General features: G+C 51.9%; 20 protein-coding genes. 15 read left to right on the top strand and 5 right to left on the bottom strand.

Annotated elements, in window-relative coordinates; all coding sequences use genetic code 11:
• Positions 1 to 33 precede the first annotated feature (33 nt).
• The 13 genes from gluQRS to RHN82_RS05605 all read left to right on the top strand — a co-directional run bounded on the left by gluQRS (position 34) and on the right by RHN82_RS05605 (position 12,308).
• Positions 34 to 924, top strand: a complete 891-nt coding sequence (gene gluQRS, locus RHN82_RS05545; protein ID WP_047051289.1) for a tRNA glutamyl-Q(34) synthetase GluQRS — start codon at positions 34 to 36, stop codon at positions 922 to 924.
• Positions 925 to 966: 42 nt separating this feature from the next.
• Positions 967 to 2,364, top strand: coding sequence for a polynucleotide adenylyltransferase PcnB (pcnB, locus tag RHN82_RS05550; protein WP_026080645.1), 1,398 nt, complete (start codon positions 967 to 969; stop codon positions 2,362 to 2,364).
• Complete coding sequence (folK, locus tag RHN82_RS05555; RefSeq protein WP_032670542.1) at positions 2,361 to 2,840, top strand: 2-amino-4-hydroxy-6-hydroxymethyldihydropteridine diphosphokinase; 480 nt, start codon at positions 2,361 to 2,363, stop codon at positions 2,838 to 2,840. The genes pcnB and folK overlap by 4 nt, the downstream gene beginning before the upstream one ends.
• Positions 2,841 to 2,963: 123 nt before the next feature.
• Positions 2,964 to 3,755, top strand: coding sequence for a 3-methyl-2-oxobutanoate hydroxymethyltransferase (panB, locus tag RHN82_RS05560; protein ID WP_032670543.1), 792 nt, complete (start codon positions 2,964 to 2,966; stop codon positions 3,753 to 3,755).
• 11 nt (positions 3,756 to 3,766) lie between these two features.
• On the top strand, positions 3,767 to 4,618 hold the full coding sequence (gene panC / locus RHN82_RS05565; RefSeq protein WP_047051290.1) for a pantoate--beta-alanine ligase: 852 nt from the start codon (positions 3,767 to 3,769) through the stop codon (positions 4,616 to 4,618).
• A 32-nt stretch (positions 4,619 to 4,650) separates the two neighbouring features.
• On the top strand, positions 4,651 to 5,031 hold the full coding sequence (gene panD, locus RHN82_RS05570) for an aspartate 1-decarboxylase (RefSeq protein WP_003856284.1): 381 nt from the start codon (positions 4,651 to 4,653) through the stop codon (positions 5,029 to 5,031).
• A 268-nt stretch (positions 5,032 to 5,299) separates the two neighbouring features.
• Positions 5,300 to 5,905, top strand: a complete 606-nt coding sequence (locus tag RHN82_RS05575) for a fimbrial protein (protein ID WP_047051370.1) — start codon at positions 5,300 to 5,302, stop codon at positions 5,903 to 5,905.
• 80 nt (positions 5,906 to 5,985) lie between these two features.
• Positions 5,986 to 6,729 carry a fimbrial chaperone gene (locus tag RHN82_RS05580; protein WP_059347558.1) on the top strand — a complete coding sequence of 248 codons (744 nt, stop codon included), beginning with the start codon at positions 5,986 to 5,988 and terminating at the stop codon, positions 6,727 to 6,729.
• A gap of 82 nt (positions 6,730 to 6,811) precedes the next feature.
• The gene (locus RHN82_RS05585; protein ID WP_047051292.1) at positions 6,812 to 9,403 is read left to right on the top strand and encodes an outer membrane usher protein; all 2,592 of its coding nucleotides are present in this window, start codon (positions 6,812 to 6,814) and stop codon (positions 9,401 to 9,403) included.
• A 28-nt stretch (positions 9,404 to 9,431) separates the two neighbouring features.
• Positions 9,432 to 10,007, top strand: a complete 576-nt coding sequence (locus RHN82_RS05590) for a fimbrial protein (RefSeq protein ID WP_047051293.1) — start codon at positions 9,432 to 9,434, stop codon at positions 10,005 to 10,007.
• Between the two features lie 26 nt (positions 10,008 to 10,033).
• Positions 10,034 to 10,597 (top strand): fimbrial protein, encoded by a 564-nt coding sequence (locus RHN82_RS05595; protein ID WP_047051294.1) that lies wholly within the window; start codon positions 10,034 to 10,036, stop codon positions 10,595 to 10,597.
• Between the two features lie 14 nt (positions 10,598 to 10,611).
• Positions 10,612 to 11,220 carry a fimbrial-like protein gene (locus tag RHN82_RS05600; protein ID WP_047051295.1) on the top strand — a complete coding sequence of 203 codons (609 nt, stop codon included), beginning with the start codon at positions 10,612 to 10,614 and terminating at the stop codon, positions 11,218 to 11,220.
• 8 nt (positions 11,221 to 11,228) lie between these two features.
• Positions 11,229 to 12,308 (top strand): fimbrial protein StkG, encoded by a 1,080-nt coding sequence (locus tag RHN82_RS05605; RefSeq protein WP_224213922.1) that lies wholly within the window; start codon positions 11,229 to 11,231, stop codon positions 12,306 to 12,308.
• A gap of 1 nt (position 12,309) precedes the next feature.
• On the opposite strand, the gene RHN82_RS05610 is transcribed toward RHN82_RS05605, so the two are convergent.
• The 4 genes from RHN82_RS05610 to RHN82_RS05625 all read right to left on the bottom strand — a co-directional run bounded on the left by RHN82_RS05610 (position 12,310) and on the right by RHN82_RS05625 (position 15,859).
• The gene (locus tag RHN82_RS05610; RefSeq protein ID WP_047051297.1) at positions 12,310 to 13,557 is read right to left on the bottom strand and encodes a polysaccharide deacetylase family protein; all 1,248 of its coding nucleotides are present in this window, start codon (positions 13,555 to 13,557) and stop codon (positions 12,310 to 12,312) included.
• A gap of 62 nt (positions 13,558 to 13,619) precedes the next feature.
• Positions 13,620 to 14,060 carry a PTS sugar transporter subunit IIA gene (locus RHN82_RS05615; RefSeq protein ID WP_047051298.1) on the bottom strand — a complete coding sequence of 147 codons (441 nt, stop codon included), beginning with the start codon at positions 14,058 to 14,060 and terminating at the stop codon, positions 13,620 to 13,622.
• Positions 14,061 to 14,165: 105 nt separating this feature from the next.
• Entirely contained in the window at positions 14,166 to 14,936 is a 771-nt protein-coding gene (locus RHN82_RS05620; protein WP_003856297.1) for an ABC transporter permease, read from the bottom strand.
• Positions 14,933 to 15,859 carry an ABC transporter ATP-binding protein gene (locus tag RHN82_RS05625; RefSeq protein ID WP_003856300.1) on the bottom strand — a complete coding sequence of 309 codons (927 nt, stop codon included), beginning with the start codon at positions 15,857 to 15,859 and terminating at the stop codon, positions 14,933 to 14,935. Before RHN82_RS05625 ends, RHN82_RS05620 begins: the two co-directional genes overlap by 4 nt.
• 107 nt (positions 15,860 to 15,966) lie before the next feature.
• Here RHN82_RS05625 and can point away from each other — a divergent pair, with 107 nt between their 5' ends.
• Positions 15,967 to 16,629 carry a carbonate dehydratase gene (can, locus tag RHN82_RS05630; protein ID WP_003856301.1) on the top strand — a complete coding sequence of 221 codons (663 nt, stop codon included), beginning with the start codon at positions 15,967 to 15,969 and terminating at the stop codon, positions 16,627 to 16,629.
• 85 nt (positions 16,630 to 16,714) lie between these two features.
• On the opposite strand, the gene hpt is transcribed toward can, so the two are convergent.
• On the bottom strand, positions 16,715 to 17,251 hold the full coding sequence (gene hpt / locus RHN82_RS05635; RefSeq protein WP_003856303.1) for a hypoxanthine phosphoribosyltransferase: 537 nt from the start codon (positions 17,249 to 17,251) through the stop codon (positions 16,715 to 16,717).
• Between the two features lie 206 nt (positions 17,252 to 17,457).
• Here hpt and RHN82_RS05640 point away from each other — a divergent pair, with 206 nt between their 5' ends.
• Positions 17,458 to 19,848 carry a glucose/quinate/shikimate family membrane-bound PQQ-dependent dehydrogenase gene (locus RHN82_RS05640; RefSeq protein ID WP_047051299.1) on the top strand — a complete coding sequence of 797 codons (2,391 nt, stop codon included), beginning with the start codon at positions 17,458 to 17,460 and terminating at the stop codon, positions 19,846 to 19,848.
• Positions 19,849 to 19,878: the final 30 nt, after the last annotated feature.

Consider the following 19,878-nt stretch of genomic DNA (forward strand, 5'->3'; position numbering starts at 1 on the left):
GGCGGGAGTCTCTCCCGCCTTGTTACCGTTGATATGTCTGAATCTCACTATATCGGGCGCTTTGCGCCATCTCCCTCCGGTGAATTACACTTCGGCTCATTAATTGCCGCGCTTGGCAGCTACCTACAGGCTCGCGCCCGTCAGGGTAAATGGCTGGTCCGAATTGAAGATATCGATCCTCCGCGTGAAGTTCCCGGTGCAGCAGAAACTATTCTGCGTCAGCTGGAACATTACGGTCTTCACTGGGACGACGACGTACTCTGGCAGTCTCAACGCCATGATGCCTACCGTGAACGTCTGGCGTGGCTTGCTGAACAGGGCCTTTCCTATAACTGCACCTGCACGCGGGCGCGTATTCAGAGCGTAGGTGGCGTTTATGACGGCCACTGCCGCACGCGGCACAACGGTCCTGAGAATGCCGCCGTACGGCTAATACAGCGTTCTCCGGTGACGCAGTTTACCGACGTTCTCTCAGGAACAATTCAGGCGGATGAACGCCTGGCGCGTGAAGATTTTATTATTCACCGTCGTGATGGTTTGTTTGCCTATAACCTGGCGGTGGTTGTCGATGACCATTTCCAGGGCGTCACGGAAATCGTGCGCGGGGCGGATCTGGTTGAGCCTACCGTGCGGCAAATATCGCTTTACCAGCAGTTTGGCTGGGCGGTGCCGGATTACATCCATCTGCCGCTGGCGGTCAATGAACAGGGAAATAAGCTGTCAAAACAGAATCATGCCCCGGCGCTGCCTGACGGCGATCCGCGCCCGGTTTTGATCGACGCGCTGCGATTTCTCAACCAGAATGTAACGCAGGAATGGCAGGATCTGAGTCTGGATGAATTGCTGAAAACGGCCATTGCTGACTGGACGCTTATGGCCGTGCCAAAAATCCAGCATTCTCAAATGCGTTGCGCTGAGCTATGATTAGCCGCTTTTTTGATAACAAAACACACTACGAGGTGTACTATTTTTACCCGAGTCGCTAATTTTTGCCGTAAAGTGCTGAGCCGCGAAGAGAGCATGGCGAACGACGCTATTGCACAGCCACACATGTCGGTCATTCCGCGTGAGCAGCACAATATTTCCCGCAAAGATATCAGTGAAAATGCCCTCAAGGTGCTCTATCGTCTGAATAAAGCAGGCTACGAGGCCTATCTCGTCGGCGGCGGGGTGCGCGATTTACTGCTGGGCAAAAAACCAAAAGATTTCGACGTGACGACCAGCGCCACGCCTGAGCAGGTGCGTAAATTATTCCGCAACTGCCGTCTGGTTGGCCGCCGTTTCCGTCTGGCGCACGTGATGTTTGGACCGGAAATTATTGAAGTGGCGACCTTCCGCGGTCACCACGAAGCGGGCGTCAACGATCGCACGACTTCCCAGCGCGGCCAAAACGGCATGCTGCTACGCGACAACATCTTCGGCTCTATTGAAGAAGATGCTCAGCGTCGCGATTTCACCATCAACAGCCTTTACTACAGCGTGGCGGATTTTACCGTGCGCGATTACGTCGGCGGTATGCAGGATCTGAAAGACGGCCTAATTCGCCTGATCGGTACGCCGGAAACGCGCTATCGCGAAGATCCGGTCCGAATGCTGCGCGCCGTGCGTTTCGCCGCCAAGCTGAACATGCGTATCAGCCCGGAAACCGCAGAGCCGATCCCGCGTCTGGCGACGCTGATTAACGACGTGCCCCCTGCCCGTCTGTTTGAGGAGTCGTTAAAGCTGCTCCAGGCAGGCTACGGATTTGAAACCTACAACCTGCTGCGTGAATACAACCTGTTCCAGCCGCTGTTCCCGACCATTACCCGCTACTTCACCGAAAACGGTGACAGCGCAATGGAGCGGATAATTGCGCAGGTGCTGAAAAACACGGATACCCGTATTCATAACGATATGCGCGTGAATCCGGCGTTCCTGTTCGCGGCCATGTTCTGGTATCCGCTGCTGGAAACGGCGCAGCGCATCACCCAGGAGAGCGGTCTCGCCTATTATGATGCGTTCGCGCTGGCGGCAAACGACGTGCTGGACGAAGGCTGTCGCACGCTGGCGATCCCGAAACGTATTACCACGCTGGTGCGTGATATCTGGCAGCTTCAGCTGCGTATGTCCCGCCGTCAGGGTAAACGCGCCTGGAAGCTGATGGAGCATCCTAAGTTCCGCGCCGCGTTCGATCTGCTCTCTCTGCGTGCTGAAGTTGAACGGAACCCGGAGCTACAGCGCCTGGCGCAGTGGTGGGGCGAGTTTCAGGTTTCTGCGCCACCGGAGCAGAAAGATATGCTTACGGATCTGGATGATGAGCCGGCACCGCGCCGTCGTCACCGTCGCCCGCGCAAACGCGCACCGCGTCGTGAAGGCACGGCATGACCCTCGCGTATATCGCCATCGGCAGCAATCTGGCCTCTCCGCTGGAGCAGGTTAACGCTGCCGTGCAGGCCCTGGGAGAGATCCCCCAAAGCCGCATTGTCGCGCTGTCCTCATTTTACCGTACGCCCCCGCTCGGCCCGCAGGATCAGCCTGATTATCTGAACGCCGCCGTGGTGCTGGAAACGACCCTTGACGCTGAAACGCTGCTGGATAATACCCAGCGTATTGAGCTACAGCAGGGTCGCGTCCGCAAAGCCGAACGCTGGGGACCGCGCACGCTCGATCTCGATATTATGCTTTTCGGTCACGAGGTGATTAACACCGAACGCCTCACCGTGCCGCATTACGACATGAAAAACCGCGGGTTTATGCTCTGGCCGCTGTTTGAAGTCGCGCCCGATCTCACCTTCCCTGACGGCGCCTCGCTGCACGCCGTTCTGCAAAATCTCAACGCGGATAAACCGGCCCGCTGGTAATCCCGCCTCTGCATCGATTAACCATTTATTATTTGCGGTTAATCGATTGCCTAAAATCATTGTTCCCTCGAATGTTACTGTTAGAATGCGCAAAGATTCGCTTTTGGGCCATCAGGAAACAGTATGAAACCAACCACCATCTCCTTATTGCAGAAATGCAAACAGGAAAAAAAACGCTTCGCCACTATCACCGCGTATGACTACAGCTTCGCAAAACTGTTTGCCGAAGAAGGGATCAACGTCATGCTGGTCGGAGACTCGTTAGGGATGACGGTACAAGGACATGATTCCACTCTGCCGGTCACGGTCGAGGATATTGCTTACCATACCCGCGCCGTGCGCCGGGGTGCCCCCGCCTGCCTGCTGCTTTCCGATCTGCCGTTTATGGCGTATGCCACCCCGGAACAGGCCTTCGAAAATGCGGCGACAGTGATGCGCGCTGGCGCCAATATGGTCAAAATCGAAGGCGGCGCCTGGCTGGTCGATACGGTGAAAATGCTCACCGACCGCGCCGTGCCGGTTTGTGGTCATTTGGGGCTGACGCCGCAGTCTGTCAACATCTTTGGCGGATACAAGGTGCAGGGCCGAGGCGATGCGGCGCAGACGCTGTTTGATGATGCCGTGGCGCTGGAAGCCGCAGGCGCGCAGCTGCTGGTGCTGGAGTGTGTGCCGGTTGAGCTGGCTAAGCGTATCACTGAGGCGCTGTCGATTCCGGTGATCGGCATCGGCGCGGGCAACGTCACCGACGGCCAGATTCTGGTGATGCACGACGCCTTCGGGATCACCGGCGGCCACATTCCGAAATTTGCAAAAAATTTCCTGACAGAAGCAGGCGACATGCGTGCTGCTGTGCGGCAGTATATTGCCGAAGTTGAGTCCGGCGTTTATCCGGGCGAAGAACACAGTTTCCATTAAGGAGTCCAGGTGTGCTAATCATAGAAACTCTGCCGCTGCTACGTCAGCATATCCGCCGTGCACGTCAGGAAGGTAAACGTATTGCACTGGTCCCGACCATGGGCAATCTGCACGACGGGCATATGAAGCTGGTCGATGAAGCGAGAGCCCGGGCAGATATCGTGGTGGTCAGTATCTTCGTTAACCCGATGCAGTTCGATCGCGAAGACGATCTGGCGCGCTACCCACGTACCTTGCAGGAAGATTGCGAGAAGCTCAAAAAACGTCATGCGGATATCGTCTTCGCACCGGCACCCGCAGATGTGTATCCCCAGGGCACCACTGAATCGACCTACGTCGACGTGCCAGGTATTTCGACCATGCTGGAGGGCGCCAGCCGCCCGGGCCATTTCCGTGGCGTCTCCACCATCGTCAGCAAGCTGTTTAACCTGGTGCAGCCGGACATCGCCTGCTTTGGCGAGAAAGATTTCCAGCAGCTGGCGCTGATCCGCAAAATGGTTGCCGACATGGGCTACGACATCGAGATCGTCGGCGTGCCGATTGTCCGTGCGAAAGATGGCCTGGCGCTCAGCTCCCGTAACGGCTATCTGACCGCCGAACAGCGTAAAATTGCGCCGGGCTTAAGCAAAGTCATGAATACCATGGCAGAGCAACTGCTGGCAAAAGCGTTAACAGCAGAAGAGATTATCGCCCTGGCTGAACAGGCGCTGAACGAGAAAGGTCTTCGTGCTGACGACGTTCAAATTCGGGATGCCGATACGCTTCTGGCGCTTACAGAGACCAGCAAACGTGCGGTAATTCTGGTGGCGGCATGGCTCGGCCAGGCCCGCCTTATCGACAACAAAGTGGTTGAGCTGGCGTAGTTTTACTACCCGGAAGATGAAAGGTAAACGTAATGATTCGCAAAATGCTGCAAGGTAAGCTTCACCGTGTGAAAGTCACTCAGGCCGACCTGCATTATGAAGGCTCCTGCGCGATCGACCAGGATTTTCTCGACGCGGCGGGTATTCTCGAAAACGAAGCCATTGATATCTGGAACGTAAATAACGGCAAACGCTTCTCTACCTACGCGATTGCCGCTGAGCGCGGGTCTAAAATCATCTCCGTCAACGGGGCGGCGGCACACTGCGCTGACGTGGGCGATATCGTGATTATCGCCAGCTTTGTCATGATGTCTGACGAAGAAGCGCGCCGCTGGCAGCCTAAAGTGGCCTACTTTGAAGGCGACAATGAGATGAAACGTACTGCGAAAGCCATTCCGGTACAGGTAGCCTGATATTATATACCCTATACATTAAAATATTATTTCAATGTATAGGGTGTGAAAAACCATTCACAATTTACCCCCTCATAAGTTCTTTTTTCTACCGTATCGCCCCCACAAATTATAATCATCTTAAATTTTCTAAATCACTCATTAAGTTTAAATCACTTCAATTAGCTATATTTCACGAAAATTATCAATATAATCCACGGCGAAATTTAATTTCATATAAAAAGCTTTATAGGCATTTATTATTTACTCAACGAATATGGATATTGAAATGATTTCTAAAAAATATGGTTTGGCAATTGCAATGGCAAGCGTTCTGGCTGCGGGTTCAGCGGTGGCAGCAGATGACACGGGCACCATCACTTTCCACGGCATGGTTTCTAACAATACTTGCCAGGTCTCCCTTGACCAGAAAATCGATCAAAACGGTAATGATTTTGACGTAACCCTGGACACTGTATTTGTACGTGATTTTGCAACCGCACTGGGTACTACCAGCACCCTGGGTGAAAAGAAATTTAGCCTTTCTCTGACCGGTTGTGATACCGAGACTGCGAAGAAAGCGTCTGCCCAGTTCTCTTCATGGGCGGGTTCTTCTTCTACAGAAGGCGGTCTGCTGGTGCCACCAAGCAATGCACAGGGTTCTGCTAAGAACGTTAACCTGGTGCTGTCAAACGACGGTAACTCAGCTACCGATCAGATTAAAATTGACCAGACCAACAACACTCAGAAAGCAACTATTGATGCAACTTCTGGCGCAGGAAACCTGTACTACCGCGTAGCGTACACCCAGGGTCAGGGTTGGGATGCAACAACTAACCCAGTGTCTGCTGGTACCGTGCAGGCACAGGTTGCCTTCACCATGATTTACGAATAAGAGATTCGTAAACTTTAAATTAAGCAATCCTTCATGATGAGTGAGGGATTGCTTGTGTAATTCCAAAAGGAAGTGGAAAAATGTCTCATTCAGTCTTCATTAAAATTTTTCAAGCCGTATTGCTCACAACTGCCTTTTTGGCCGCATCGAATGCAAGTGCGGATATTGTTATTTCCGGTACCCGCATTATCTATCCACAGTCATCGAAGGATGTCGTTGTTAATCTCGATAACCATGGAACCAAACCGCTCCTGGTTCAAACATGGCTTGATGATGGCCGTGATGGCGTAAACCCGGAAGAGTTAAAACTTCCTTTTATCATTACCCCTCCGGTATCCCGTATTGATCCGAAAAAAGGCCAATCCGTACGTATTACCTATACAGGTGCGCCTTTACCACAGGATCGTGAATCGCTTTTCTGGTTCAATGTCCTGGAGATTCCGCCAAAATCAAAAGCTGCGAATAAAGAGAATCTTAACCAGCTTCAGCTGGCATTCAGAACCCGTATTAAACTCTTCTATCGACCAGACGGGTTAAAAGGTTCAGCAGGTGAAGCAGCTGACCATTTGACATGGACGCAGAAAAAAGAGGGGAATGCAGTTAAGCTTGTTGCTCACAATAATTCACCCTATAACGTCTCCGTTTCGGCTGTAACCATTAAAACCAGCCAAAAAAAATACGACGTTATTCATCAGGCCGTTCCACCATTTAGTGATACCACAATGATGGTGAAAGGTTTAGCTTCTGCCGTAACGGGTAAAGTTGAGTTTGATACCATAAATGACTATGGCGGCACAGACCATCATGAAGCTGGACTAAAATAGAGCACTCTTTAATACATATAATAATTGATAGTATTAACTCTGTAGAGAGTATTTCTCTCTACACTGATTAAGTGGATGTGCCATGTTATTTAAACGTTCCCTTTTATGTCTTGCGATAAGCGCAGCATTGCCTTTTTATGCTTGCGCAGAAAATATCACACCAGCAACAGATCTGCCTGAAAATGAAGAAGAGGTCGAGTTTAACGATCAATTTCTTTTAAATGGCAGCGCTAATATTGATATTAATCGTTTTTCACATGGCAACCCTGTTTTACCGGGGACCTATCGCACTAAGATCAACCTGAACGGTAAACTGAAATCTACCGTGGAGGTCACGTTTAAAGATAACGGAACACCTCGTGCGACCCCGTGCATAACAAAACTGCTACTGTCTCAATCGGGTGTTGACACCAGCACATTACCTGACGGACCGGAAGACGATGAAACCTGCGTCGATATTAAGAAATCCTTCCCTGGCGCTACGGTTAGCTATGACAGCGGCAAGCAGACTATTGATTTTAATTTTCCACAGATTTATGTGCTGAAACGCCCGGCTGGTTATGTCGATCCGTCCTTGTGGGATAACGGAATTCCTGCCGCTCTGCTCTCTTATGACATGAACGGCTGGCGTAGCGAGAACAACGGCAGTACATCAGAAAGTGCATATATAGGATTACGCTATGGCCTGAATATGGGGCCATGGCGCCTGCGCTCGCGTGGAAACTTTAACTGGGACAAAGATAGCGGCACAAAATACTCCAGTCAGGATGTCTATTTGCAGCGCGATATCACGCCGTTGAGTGCGCAGTTCGTAATCGGTGACTCTTACACGCGTGGCGAGGCATTTAACTCTATGAGCCTTCGCGGTGCACGCATGTACAGTGACGATCGCATGCTGCCAATGGGTTCCACAGGCTACGCTCCTGTCATCCGGGGTGTCGCGAACAGTAACGCGAAGGTCAGCGTCACGCAGAGTGGCAATAAGATTTATGAAACCTCGGTGCCACCAGGCGCGTTTGAAATAAACGACCTGAGTACCACAGGTTACGGAAATGATTTACTGGTAACGATTGAAGAAGCGGACGGCAGCAAACGCTCCTTTACCGTACCCTTTTCATCCGTTACCCAGATGCTCCGTCCGGGAGCCTCTCGCTGGGACGTCGGTTTAGGTGAATTAAATGACGATTCACTGATTGATGCGCCTAAAGTGGGTTACGGTACGCTTTACTATGGCCTGAATAATACGTTCACGGGTTATATTGGCGCACAATATACCGATATGGATTTTTATGCCGGTATACTCGGCGTGGCAATGAACACCCCTGTTGGTGCGTTTGCATTCGACGTTACGCAATCTTATGCAGATATCGAGGAATTGGATACATTAAGTGGTCAAAGTTATCGTTTAACGTACAGTAAAATGATTGAGTCAACCAATACGTCCTTTAACGTTGCGGCGTATCGTTTCTCGACTGAAGATTATCTGACGCTTAACGATGCGGCGCAACTTCAGGACAGTATCAAACATCAGGAATACTCAAATCGTAGCTATGACTCAAACGCAGCGTTGTATGCAGACTATCAGCGTACCAAAAACCAGGTGCAAATTAGTCTTAACCAACCGCTAATATCCGGAGAAGACAATTTTGGCTCCCTTTATATAAGCGGTACCTGGCAGGATTACTGGAACGCTACGGGCTCAACTTCCAATTACAATATTGGATATAACAATAGCTTCACCTATGGCAGCTACAGTCTGTCATTACAGCGAACCTATGATCAGAACGGCAAGAAAGACGACAGCGTTTATCTAAGCCTCAGCATTCCATTAAGTGTATTCTCAAAAGATAGAGGAAACTCTGGTGGATTCTCGAACATCAACATGGGGTTACGTTCTGACCTTAAAGGCGGCACAAGCTTTAATACATCTGCGGGTGGAAATACCCAAGATAATAAAGTGAGCTATTCCGTTAGCGCCTCGTCAAACAGTGGTAATTACGGTGACCTTAATCAGATAAGTGGCTTTGGGTCCTATAACAGTGAATATGGCCCGCTGGGTTTATCTGCCTCTTTTGGTGATGACAACAGTAAACAATATTCTGCCTCCTATAGCGGTGGCATGGTATTGCATTCAGGGGGCATCGCATTTGCGCCAGGGAGTATTGGTGACAACGATGCGCTGGCGCTGGTCAAAGCGAGTGGTGCGAAAGGCGCCGGCATCGGTTTTGGTAGTAGCGAAATAGGCAGTTCCGGTTATGGCATTCTGCCTTATATGTCCGCCTACCGTGAAAACCGCGTATACCTTGATATCAGCACGCTGGAAAACGATGTTGAAATTAAAAACACCAGTGAAATTACGGTTCCCCGCAGTGGTTCCGTCGTGCTGGTTGATTTTGCAACCGATGAAGGTCGTTCATTAATTTTAGAACTTAAGCGCACCGATAACGGATTTATTCCTTTAGGCGCGGATGTTTTAAATGAAAAAAATGAATCAATTGGCACTGTGGGGCAGGCGGGGCAAGCCTATGTCCGCGGCGTTGAAGATGAAGGCACGCTTCATGTTGTCTGGGGAAGCGATAAAGACAGTAAGTGTGACGTGCATTATAACGTCTCATCACATGCTCAAAAAGTAGGACTTACAACGGTACTCAGCAATCAAGTGTGCCAGATGTAATTATTCGGGAAAATAGACGAGAGTTTGTATGAAAAAAAATCTTTATAGCCTGTCAGCCGTTGCCATGACGATGCTGGCGTTATCAGGTTCGGCGCTCGCCGAGGGCACTAATTTAGATGTTAACTTCACGGCTAATATCCGTGAAACTACCTGTGATATGAAACTGGTCGGTGGTACGGGTTCCGATACGCAACAAACGCTGACTATAGGAAATAATGGACAGGTGCGACTTGACGATGTGAAAGCCGGGACTGCAAACGCTACTTTCAAAATCGTGATCGTCGAATGTCCGGCATCTCTTACCTCACTGAAAACGACGGTAAAAGGATCCCCATCGGGTTATTTAGCTACCGGGCTTAAGAACCAGATCGTAAAAGAAAGCGGTGGTTCAGATTACTCTGCTGTCGAAATCGCCAGAGCCAGCTCACCGACCGCCCCGTTTACCATTAACTCTACCGTGGATGCGGAACGCCTGGTCTGGACCTCTACAGAAATCCAGAATAAGGAGGTTCCATTGGTGGCCACAATGCGTGAAACCAAAGCGAATAGCATGACCCTTGGTGATTTTCAGGCTGTGGCGACTTTTGAATTTAGCTACGAGTAATTGGCGCAGGAAAACGGAGCAACATTATGAAATTTAAATCAACTTTTATCGCCCTGTCCGTTTCTGCCCTTCTGTTCTCTGGAATGGCAAGTGCAGCAATTACAGGTACCAGCAGTGTTGAGATGACGATTAAAACCAAAGTTGTATCAGGTACATGTACAGCCAAAGTGCTCAACGGAGCAGGTACTGCATCCACTGAAATTGCGTTTGGCGATGTATACAAATCAGATCTGGTGAATAAAACCCGCGTCGAACCACTCAAAATTGTCTTCACCAACTGTTCTGGGGTAACGAAGGCAACGGTCGCTGCCGCGAAAGGCGCTGGCGGAGAATGCAGTGGCACAGATAAGAGCGGCGACTCGTTTTCTGGGGGCCTGGCAACGGGTTTTGAAATATGGTCTGGCGTTGTTGATACCGGTCTACTCTTGAGCTGTAACACCCCTCCGGCAGCACAAGAAGTCACCATTACTAATGGCACCGGCGAATTCCCAATGAATTCCCGTATTGTAGTCGGTAAAGGCAAAACCATTGCTGATGTTGGCACAGGTGCGGTTACCGCTCCGGTAACGTTTACCGTCACCTATCAATAGTATCAGGAATCACCATGCAACAATCACCGTTAAATTTACACCAGCCCGGTCTTGTGTTGCTTATCGGTCTGGCTGGTAGCACCCTGCCTGGCATATGCCAGGCAGGTTCAGGTGTGGATGTAAACCTGACAGCGAATATTGTTAATAATACCTGTCGGCTAAGCGTCGAAAATGGCGGAGAGATCTATTTACCGACCGTTGCACGAGACTGGTTTTATAACAGCGACAAGAGCGATCGTTTATCGCCAACCGATGATGAAGCAGGAACGCCTTTTACAATTCACGTGGATGACTGTTACGCGAGCGGTACAGAAGGCGCAACGATTAACCAACTCAAATTTAGTTTTGCTCCGCAAAATGGTTTCTGGAGTAATCATAACCAGGTATTTAAAAACGATGCCACAGCCCGTGCGGCTGAAAATGTAGGTATCGTTATTTTCTCTGAAAAATACAGAACGAACGTGTTGAAAAGTGATGGAACGTCTGGCGTTATTTACGATGTCAGTGGAAGTAGTGAGAACTATATAAAGGATTATGGATTTTACGCGCGTTATCAGAACGTTGGAGCGATCACCAGCGGCGCTGTGATGAGCAATGTTCTTGTTAATGTGAGCTACGAATAAAGGGATTTATGATGAAAAAATATGTCAATCTATTTGCATTCGTGATGCTGGGGATGTCTGGTGCAGCGCAAGCTTATGAATGTAAATTCTATGGTGGTACAGACAATGTGTTAATTATGTCTCCGGGTACGCAGCCGGTAATTACCCCCTTGCCCGTAGGCACGGTAACAACCCCAACGCAGATAAGCACCACGATCATTATGGAGACGACGCCAACATTAAAATCGCACTGTGCAGGTGGTGATGATGGCGGCGATGTTTATCAGTTAACCAATAATGCCATGTTGTATGGAGAAATAGATGGCAAAGCCACGTTTCGTACCAATATCCCTGGGATTATCTACACGCTGGCGTTTTTTCCTGATGGCAACGGCGTAACCGCATGGTTCCCACCAAACGCCAACGCATTTTATAGAACAGGCATCGTCGGTTATGACTATAGCATGCTAGATGAGAAAAACTGGCATGTTCGTATGGAGTTTTGGCAAACCAATGCATTTACCGGTGTGCCGCCCGACGAAGATTTCCTGACCGCCAGCAGCGGCCCTATAGGTCAAATTATAATCGGAAAGCCTGATGGAACCACAAAGGAGGATCATCCACGCCCTCTGGTAAATATGTCTCAGATGTCGTTTAGCATTCCATTAAATCGCCCGACCTGTGCCTTACGTGCACCCACGACGGTAGACCTTGGGGACTGGTTTCCTGCGGAACTGGAAAACGGCAATACCCCAAAAGTTGAGTTTCATATTACGGGAACATGTGCAAATACCACGCTGGTTCAGTACTCACTTTCATCCACCCACACAACGGCAGATAAGAAATCTTTTACTAATTCCGTTCAGAGTAGTGGTGGTGTCACTGCGGCAGGCGGCGTCGGCGTTCAGATTTTCGATAATCCTAGCGATACTTATCCGGTCCCAGCAAATGGCGTAAAACGCGTCATTGCCATTGGAGAAATAGCCGGAGAGCCCACAGATAACGTTATAGACAAATCAGTTTGGGCCAGACTGGTTAAGCTCGGTAGCGACCCGGTCACCGTCGGCGTTTTTGGCACCACCGTGACCTTCCAGACCACGTACGAATAACTCACCCCTGTGGCTGATTACTGATCAGCCGCGACATGGTCTCCAGCGAATCCGTTCTTAAGATATACAGACGTTTCAGTAAGAACGGATTATCCCCCGGCTTCACCTTCCCTTTCACCGTTGTCACCGCCAGATGAAACCCTGCATCGTTCGCGGCTTTAATCGCTTTATTGTCATACCCGCCAAACGGGTACGAAACATACAGCACGCGCGGGTTGAACTGCGCCAGTGCACGCCGTGAGCGTTCAAAATCGAACAGGATCACGTGATAGCTGCGGCTCAATAAGATGGGGTGTTTATACCCATCCACGCGATGCAGGAAGTGGGTGTGAGACTGAATGTCGAACACATCCTGGATGCCCTTGATTTCCTGAACGCTCATAAACTGTAGCGATCGGGGATCCCACTTCTGTGGGTGGCCTTTAATACGGGATGAGATAATAAACGCCGTCGCGTTGAAGCCATACTGTTTCAGCACCGGATAGGCGTAGCGGCTCACCGATTTCAGGCCATCATCAAAGGTGATTACCACCGCTTTCGCGGGGAGGTTCATCTTGTTACGCACGTACCCTTCAAGCTGGTACATCGTCAGCGTGGTATAGCCTTGATCGCGTAACCAGGCCATCTGATTATTAAACGCACGTACGCTGGTCGTTGTGGAGGTATGTCGAAAACGGGTGTTCTCTTCATCACGCAGGATATGGTGGTAAGTCAGAACCGGTAGCCCGTTATCTTCCTGTGCATCAAGGCTGCTGATCCACGCCAGACGATTGCCGATGCGGATCTGAAACCAGGTCTGATTCAGGCGGTCTTTCAGCTTATTCAGAATCGGATAGCGAAGATTGGCGCTTAAGGTGCCAAAGGGCGCGCTTCCGCTGCTGGGGGCGTTATACACCGGCGTGTCTTTCCAGGTGATGAGGTTTTGATTGCTGAGCGGCTTGTTCAGATCGCCCAGGCTATCCTCAACGCGTTGCTTACCCTGCACGTTTTCCAGGTGGTCTTTATCAATAAACCCCGTACCGAATCCGAAACGAAATTCATAGTAATCCGCCGCGGCCGGAAAGACGGCGAGGATCTGCCCGGCGCGGACATTGCCCACGTTCACAACGGCATTTCCCACCTGCGCCCAGATGGCCGCATCTTCGGTAGTTTGCATATATTGAGCAGGAAGGCCTTGCTCACTGGTCAGGCTGGCAGACGCACCACCGGAAACCAGCAGCAGAAGGATAAAGATAACGCGCATGAGCATGGGATATAATCGATACGGAAAATCAGCCGACATTGTAGCAAAAGCGACATCAATACCAATGTTTAATGCTTATACAGATCGTGAAGCAGAACGAAAGGCGGATTCTTCTGCTGCTGGTGCCACAGGCTGCTCACGCCCGGCGAGCCCTGCGCCACAATGGCGTGGCGAAACTCAGCGCTGCTCAACGTTGCGCGCAGCGGATACATCGCTTCGAGTAAAGGCAGGCTGATACCGGAGATCACTTCACAGTTATCGTGCTTATGGCTCATTAACGCCGCTGAACGGTAAGGCGCCGCGCCCGATCTGTCGGTGAGAAAAATCACGCCATCACCGGAGTCGGTTTCATGCAGCGCGTCGCACATCATCCGGCTGAGCATATTGGTGCTTAGCCCTCGCCAGTAATTTACCGCACGACATTGCGCCAGAGGGCCAAATCGGGCCTCCAGCTTCAGGAGCATTTCCTGTGCCTCTTCATCGTGGCAGGTGATAACCCATCCCAGCATAACGTCTCTCCTTAGCAGGCGAGTAGTTTATCCAGGTGAAGGTTAGTTTACGGTGATAACTGTCAAAGAAAGTGCCCGGCAAACAGAACGTCGCCGGGCAGAAGGTTAGCTACGCAGCCCACGTCCACGCTGGATCAGATACCAGCACAGCAGATAGAACGCCACGATAAATACCACCAGCACCACAACGGTGGTGAATAGCGGGACATCGGTAATGCCGAGGAAACCAAAGCGGAAGCCGCTGATCATATAGACAATCGGGTTCAGGTGCGACAGCGCCTGCCAGAACGGCGGCAGCAGCGTCAGGGAGTAAAACACCCCGCCCAGATAGGTCAGCGGCGTCAGCACGAAGGTCGGGATCAGGCTGATGTCATCGAACGTTTTGGCGAACACGGCGTTCAGCAAGCCAGCCAGTGAGAACAGGATCGCCGTCAGCAATAACGTGAGCGCCACGAACAGCCACGAGTGCACCTGGAACGGCACGAAGAACAACGAAATCGCCGTCACCAGAATACCCACGCACAGCCCGCGCGCCACGCCGCCGCCCACGTAACCGGCGATAATGACATGCGTCGGCACTGGCGCCACCAGCAGCTCTTCAATGTTGCGCTGGAACTTGGCGCTGAAGAATGAGGACGCCACGTTCGCGTAAGCGTTGGTGATCACCGCCATCATGATCAGGCCCGGCACGATAAACTGCATATAGGTGAAGCCGTGCATCTCACCGATGCGGGAGCCAATCAGGTTGCCGAAAATGATGAAGTAGAGCGTCATGGTGATCACCGGCGGCACCAGGGTTTGCACCCAGATACGCATAAAGCGGTTAATCTCTTTCGCCCAGATGCTTTTCAGCGCGACCCAGTAAAGATGCGTCATGCCTTGTCTCCTTGTTTATCGTGCACCAGAGAGACAAACAGCTCTTCCAGTCGGTTCGCTTTGTTACGCATACTTAACACCTGAATGCCCTGCGCGCTCAGCTGGGAGAACACGCTGTTGATCCCCTGCTCGCGCAGCACTTCTACCTCCAGCGTCGAGGTATCGACCAGGCGATAGTTATACCCCTCAAGCTTCGGCAGGGCGCTTTTCGCCGCCAGATCGAGGATAAAGGTCTCTGATTTCAGCTTGGAGAGCAGATTCTTCATTGAGGTGTTTTCCACCAGCTCGCCGTGCTGAATGATGCCGATATTGCGGCACAGCATCTCCGCCTCTTCCAGGTAGTGTGTGGTCAGGATGATGGTGGTGCCTTTGTCGTTCAGATCCTTCAGGAAGCCCCACATGGAACGACGCAGTTCAATATCTACGCCAGCGGTCGGTTCATCGAGAATGAGCAGTTTTGGCTCGTGCATCAGCGCGCGCGCAATCATCAGGCGGCGCTTCATCCCCCCGGACAACATCCGCGCGCGCTCGTTACGCTTCTCCCACAGATCAAGCTGTTTGAGATACTTTTCGCTGCGCTCAAGCGCTTCTTTGCGCTCAACGCCATAGTAACCCGCCTGGTTAACAACAATCTGCTGCACCGTCTCAAACGGGTTGAAGTTGAATTCCTGCGGCACCAGCCCCAGCTGGCGCTTGGCGTTGACCACGTCTTTTTGCAGATCGTAGCCAAACACGCTGACGCGGCCCGAGGTTTTATTGACCAGCGAGCTGATGATCCCGATGGTGGTGGATTTCCCCGCCCCGTTCGGCCCCAGAAGCGCGTAGAAATCTCCCGCTTCGACTTTAAGATCTATCCCGCGCAGCGCCTGAACGCCCCCCGGGTAGGTTTTTTTGAGCTGTTCAAGCTCCAGTGCAATCGCCATGAATTCAACTTACCTTAAGTTCTGACACACGTTGTGTGGTTTCATTAAAAGTCGGGTTACCCTATAGTAGCGCAACGCAATCACTTGGTTACAGGTCGCTAACCTCCATGAACGACATAGATACACTCATCAGCAACAATGCACTATGGTCAAAAATGCTGGTGGAGGAAGACCCCGGATTTTTTGGAAAACTCGCGCAAGCGCAGAACCCGCGCTTTCTCTGGATTGGATGTTCCGACAGCCGCGTCCCCGCCGAACGTCTGACCGGTCTTGAACCGGGCGAACTGTTTGTTCACCGCAATGTGGCTAACCTGGTTATTCATACCGATCTCAACTGCCTTTCGGTTGTTCAGTATGCCGTTGACGTTCTGGAGGTTGAGCACATCATTATTTGTGGTCACTACGGCTGCGGCGGCGTACAGGCGGCGGTCGAGAATACAGAGCTGGGGTTAATCGATAACTGGCTGCTGCACATCCGTGATATCTGGTTCAAACATAGCTCACTGCTGGGCGAAATGCCGCAGGAGCGCCGTCTCGACACGCTGTGTGAGCTGAACGTGATGGAGCAGGTCTATAACCTGGGCCACTCGACGATTATGCAGTCTGCCTGGAAACGCGGGCAGAAGGTCTCCATCCACGGCTGGGCGTACGGTATTCACGACGGCCTGCTGCGCAATCTGGAAGTGACCGCCACCAACCGCGAAACGCTGGAACAGCGTTACCGCTCGGGAATTGCCAACCTCAAGCTTAAGCACGTTAATCATAAATAACAAAGCCGGGTGGCGGCTGCGCCTTACCCGGCCTACATGTGCCCATTCGTAGGCCCGGTAAGCGTAGCGCCACCGGGCAAAAGTACTATTCGTCCAGAATCACGACTTTCCCAACATACGGCAGATGGCGATAACGCTGCGCGTAATCAATGCCGTAACCCACCACAAATTCGTCCGGGATGGAGAAACCCACGAACTCCACCGGCACCTGCACTTCACGGCGCTCAGGCTTATCCAGCAGAGTACAAATCGCCAGTGATTTTGGTTCACGCAGGCTCAGGATCTCACGCACTTTAGAGAGCGTGTTGCCGGAGTCGATGATGTCCTCAACAATCAACACATCTTTGCCACGAATATCTTCATCCAGATCTTTCAGGATTTTCACATCACGGGTTGTGGACATGCCGCTGCCGTAGCTGGAGGCGGTCATAAAATCGACCTCGTGCGGCACCTGCACTTCACGGCACAGGTCTGCCATGAACATGAAAGAGCCACGCAACAGACCGACCAGCACCATTTCGCTGCCGCTGTCCTTGTAATGTTCGGTGATTTGACGACCCAGTTCGGCGATACGCGCTTTGATCTCGGCTTCCGGGATCATCACTTCAACAGTATGTTTCATATTACTAACCAAATGATTTTAGTGAAAATCTCTCAATGCGGATGACTCTCGCTCCGGCATCGATACGCAAGCCAGCCATTATACCAGTAAATGGATAAGCCTGGCGTATGAGTTATAAAAAGCAATATTTGTGATTCCGATCACAGTTGTTAATACCTATAATTAATTGCTAGCAAATAATTAACAAAACTGACGAGTACTTTTCTATGGCTGAAACAAAAACTAAACAGCCGCGTCTACTGGTGACATTAACAGCCGCGTTTGCCGCATTCTGCGCGCTGTATTTGTTAATCGGTGGCGTATGGCTGGTCGCGATTGGCGGCTCCTGGTACTACCCGATTGCGGGTCTGGTTATGGTTGGCGTAACCGTCCTGCTTTTACGCAGAAAACAATCTGCTCTGTGGCTGTACGCAGCGTTACTGCTCGCAACCATGATCTGGGGCGTCTGGGAAGTCGGGTTCGACTTCTGGGCATTGACGCCGCGCAGCGACATTCTGGTCTTCTTCGGTATCTGGCTGATCCTGCCGTTTGTCTGGCGTCGTCTGATCGTCCCTTCCAGTGGCGCCGTGGCCGGTCTGGTCGTTGCCCTGCTGATTAGTGGCGGCATCCTGACCTGGGCCGGTTTTAACGACCCGCAGGAGATCAACGGTACGCTGAACGCGGAATCCACGCCGGCTGCGGCTATCTCGCAGGTGGCGGACGGTGACTGGCCTGCTTATGGTCGTAACCAGGAAGGCCAGCGTTACTCCCCGCTGAAGCAGATCAATGCGGACAACGTGAAAAACCTGAAGGAAGCCTGGGTATTCCGTACCGGCGACCTGAAGATGCCAAACGATCCGGGTGAGCTGACCAACGAAGTGACCCCGATTAAAGTGGGCAACATGCTCTACCTGTGTACGGCGCACCAGCGTCTGTTCGCGCTCGACGCGGCCACCGGTAAAGAGAAATGGCACTTCGATCCACAGCTGAACTCCAACCCGTCGTTCCAGCACGTGACCTGCCGCGGCGTCTCTTACCACGAAGCACGCGCCGATAATGCCAGCCCGGAAGTCATTGCCGACTGTCCTCGCCGCATTATGCTGCCGGTGAACGATGGCCGCCTGTTTGCCATCAACGCTGAGACCGGCAAGCTGTGCGAAACCTTCGCCAATAAAGGCATTCTGAATCTTCAGACCAACATGCCGGACACCACGCCGGGTCTGTATGAACCGACCTCGCCGCCAATCATCACCGATAAAACCATCGTGATTGCCGGTTCGGTAACGGATAACTTCTCCACGCGTGAAACCTCCGGCGTTATCCGTGGTTTCGACGTGAACACCGGTAAACTGCTGTGGGCCTTCGACCCGGGCGCGAAAGATCCTAACGCGATCCCATCGGATGAACACACCTTTACCTTTAACTCACCGAACTCCTGGGCACCGGCAGCGTATGACGCGAAGCTGGATCTGGTTTACCTGCCGATGGGCGTAACCACGCCGGATATCTGGGGCGGTAACCGTACGCCGGAGCAGGAACGTTACGCCAGCTCCATCGTGGCCCTGAACGCAACGACCGGTAAACTGGCATGGAGCTACCAGACCGTTCACCACGATCTGTGGGATATGGATATGCCGTCCCAGCCGACGCTGGCGGACATTACCGTTAACGGTAAAACCGTTCCGGTGATTTACGCCCCAGCCAAAACCGGCAACATCTTCGTACTGGATCGCAGCAACGGTAAGCTGGTTGTGCCTGCACCGGAAAAACCGGTTCCGCAGGGCGCGGCCAAAGGCGACTACGTCACCAAAACGCAGCCGTTCTCTGACCTGAGCTTCCGTCCGAAGAAAGATCTCAGCGGTGCAGACATGTGGGGTGCCACCATGTTTGACCAGCTGGTGTGCCGCGTGATGTTCCACCAGCTGCGCTACGAAGGGATTTTCACCCCGCCGTCAGAGCAGGGTACGCTGGTCTTCCCGGGTAACCTGGGGATGTTCGAATGGGGTGGGATCTCCGTTGACCCTAACCGTCAGGTCGCCATCGCTAACCCAATGGCGCTGCCGTTCGTTTCCCGCCTGATCCCTCGCGGTCCGGGTAACCCAATGGAGCAGCCGAAAGATGCGAAAGGCAGCGGTACCGAAGCCGGTATCCAGCCGCAATATGGCGTTCCTTATGGTGTGACCCTGAATCCGTTCCTTTCTCCGTTCGGTCTGCCGTGTAAACAGCCTGCCTGGGGTTACATCTCCGGTCTGGATCTGAAGACCAACAAGATCGTCTGGAAGAAACGTATTGGTACGCCACAGGACAGCATGCCGTTCCCGATGCCTGTTCCAGTACCGTTCAATATGGGTATGCCAATGCTGGGTGGCCCAATCTCCACCGCCGGTAACGTGCTGTTCATCGCGGCAACCGCAGATAACTACCTGCGCGCGTACAACATGACCAACGGTGAAAAACTGTGGCAAGGCCGTCTGCCAGCCGGTGGACAGGCAACGCCGATGACCTATGAAGTGAATGGCAAGCAGTACGTTGTCATCTCTGCGGGTGGTCACGGTTCGTTTGGCACGAAGATGGGCGACTATATTGTCGCGTATGCGTTACCTGACGAAAACAAGTAACTGAAAAGCCCGGTGGCGCTAACGCTTACC

It is taken from the genome of Enterobacter cloacae complex sp. EB5, assembly GCF_031432835.1.
Classification (GTDB): Bacteria; Pseudomonadota; Gammaproteobacteria; order Enterobacterales; family Enterobacteriaceae; genus Enterobacter; species Enterobacter hormaechei_C.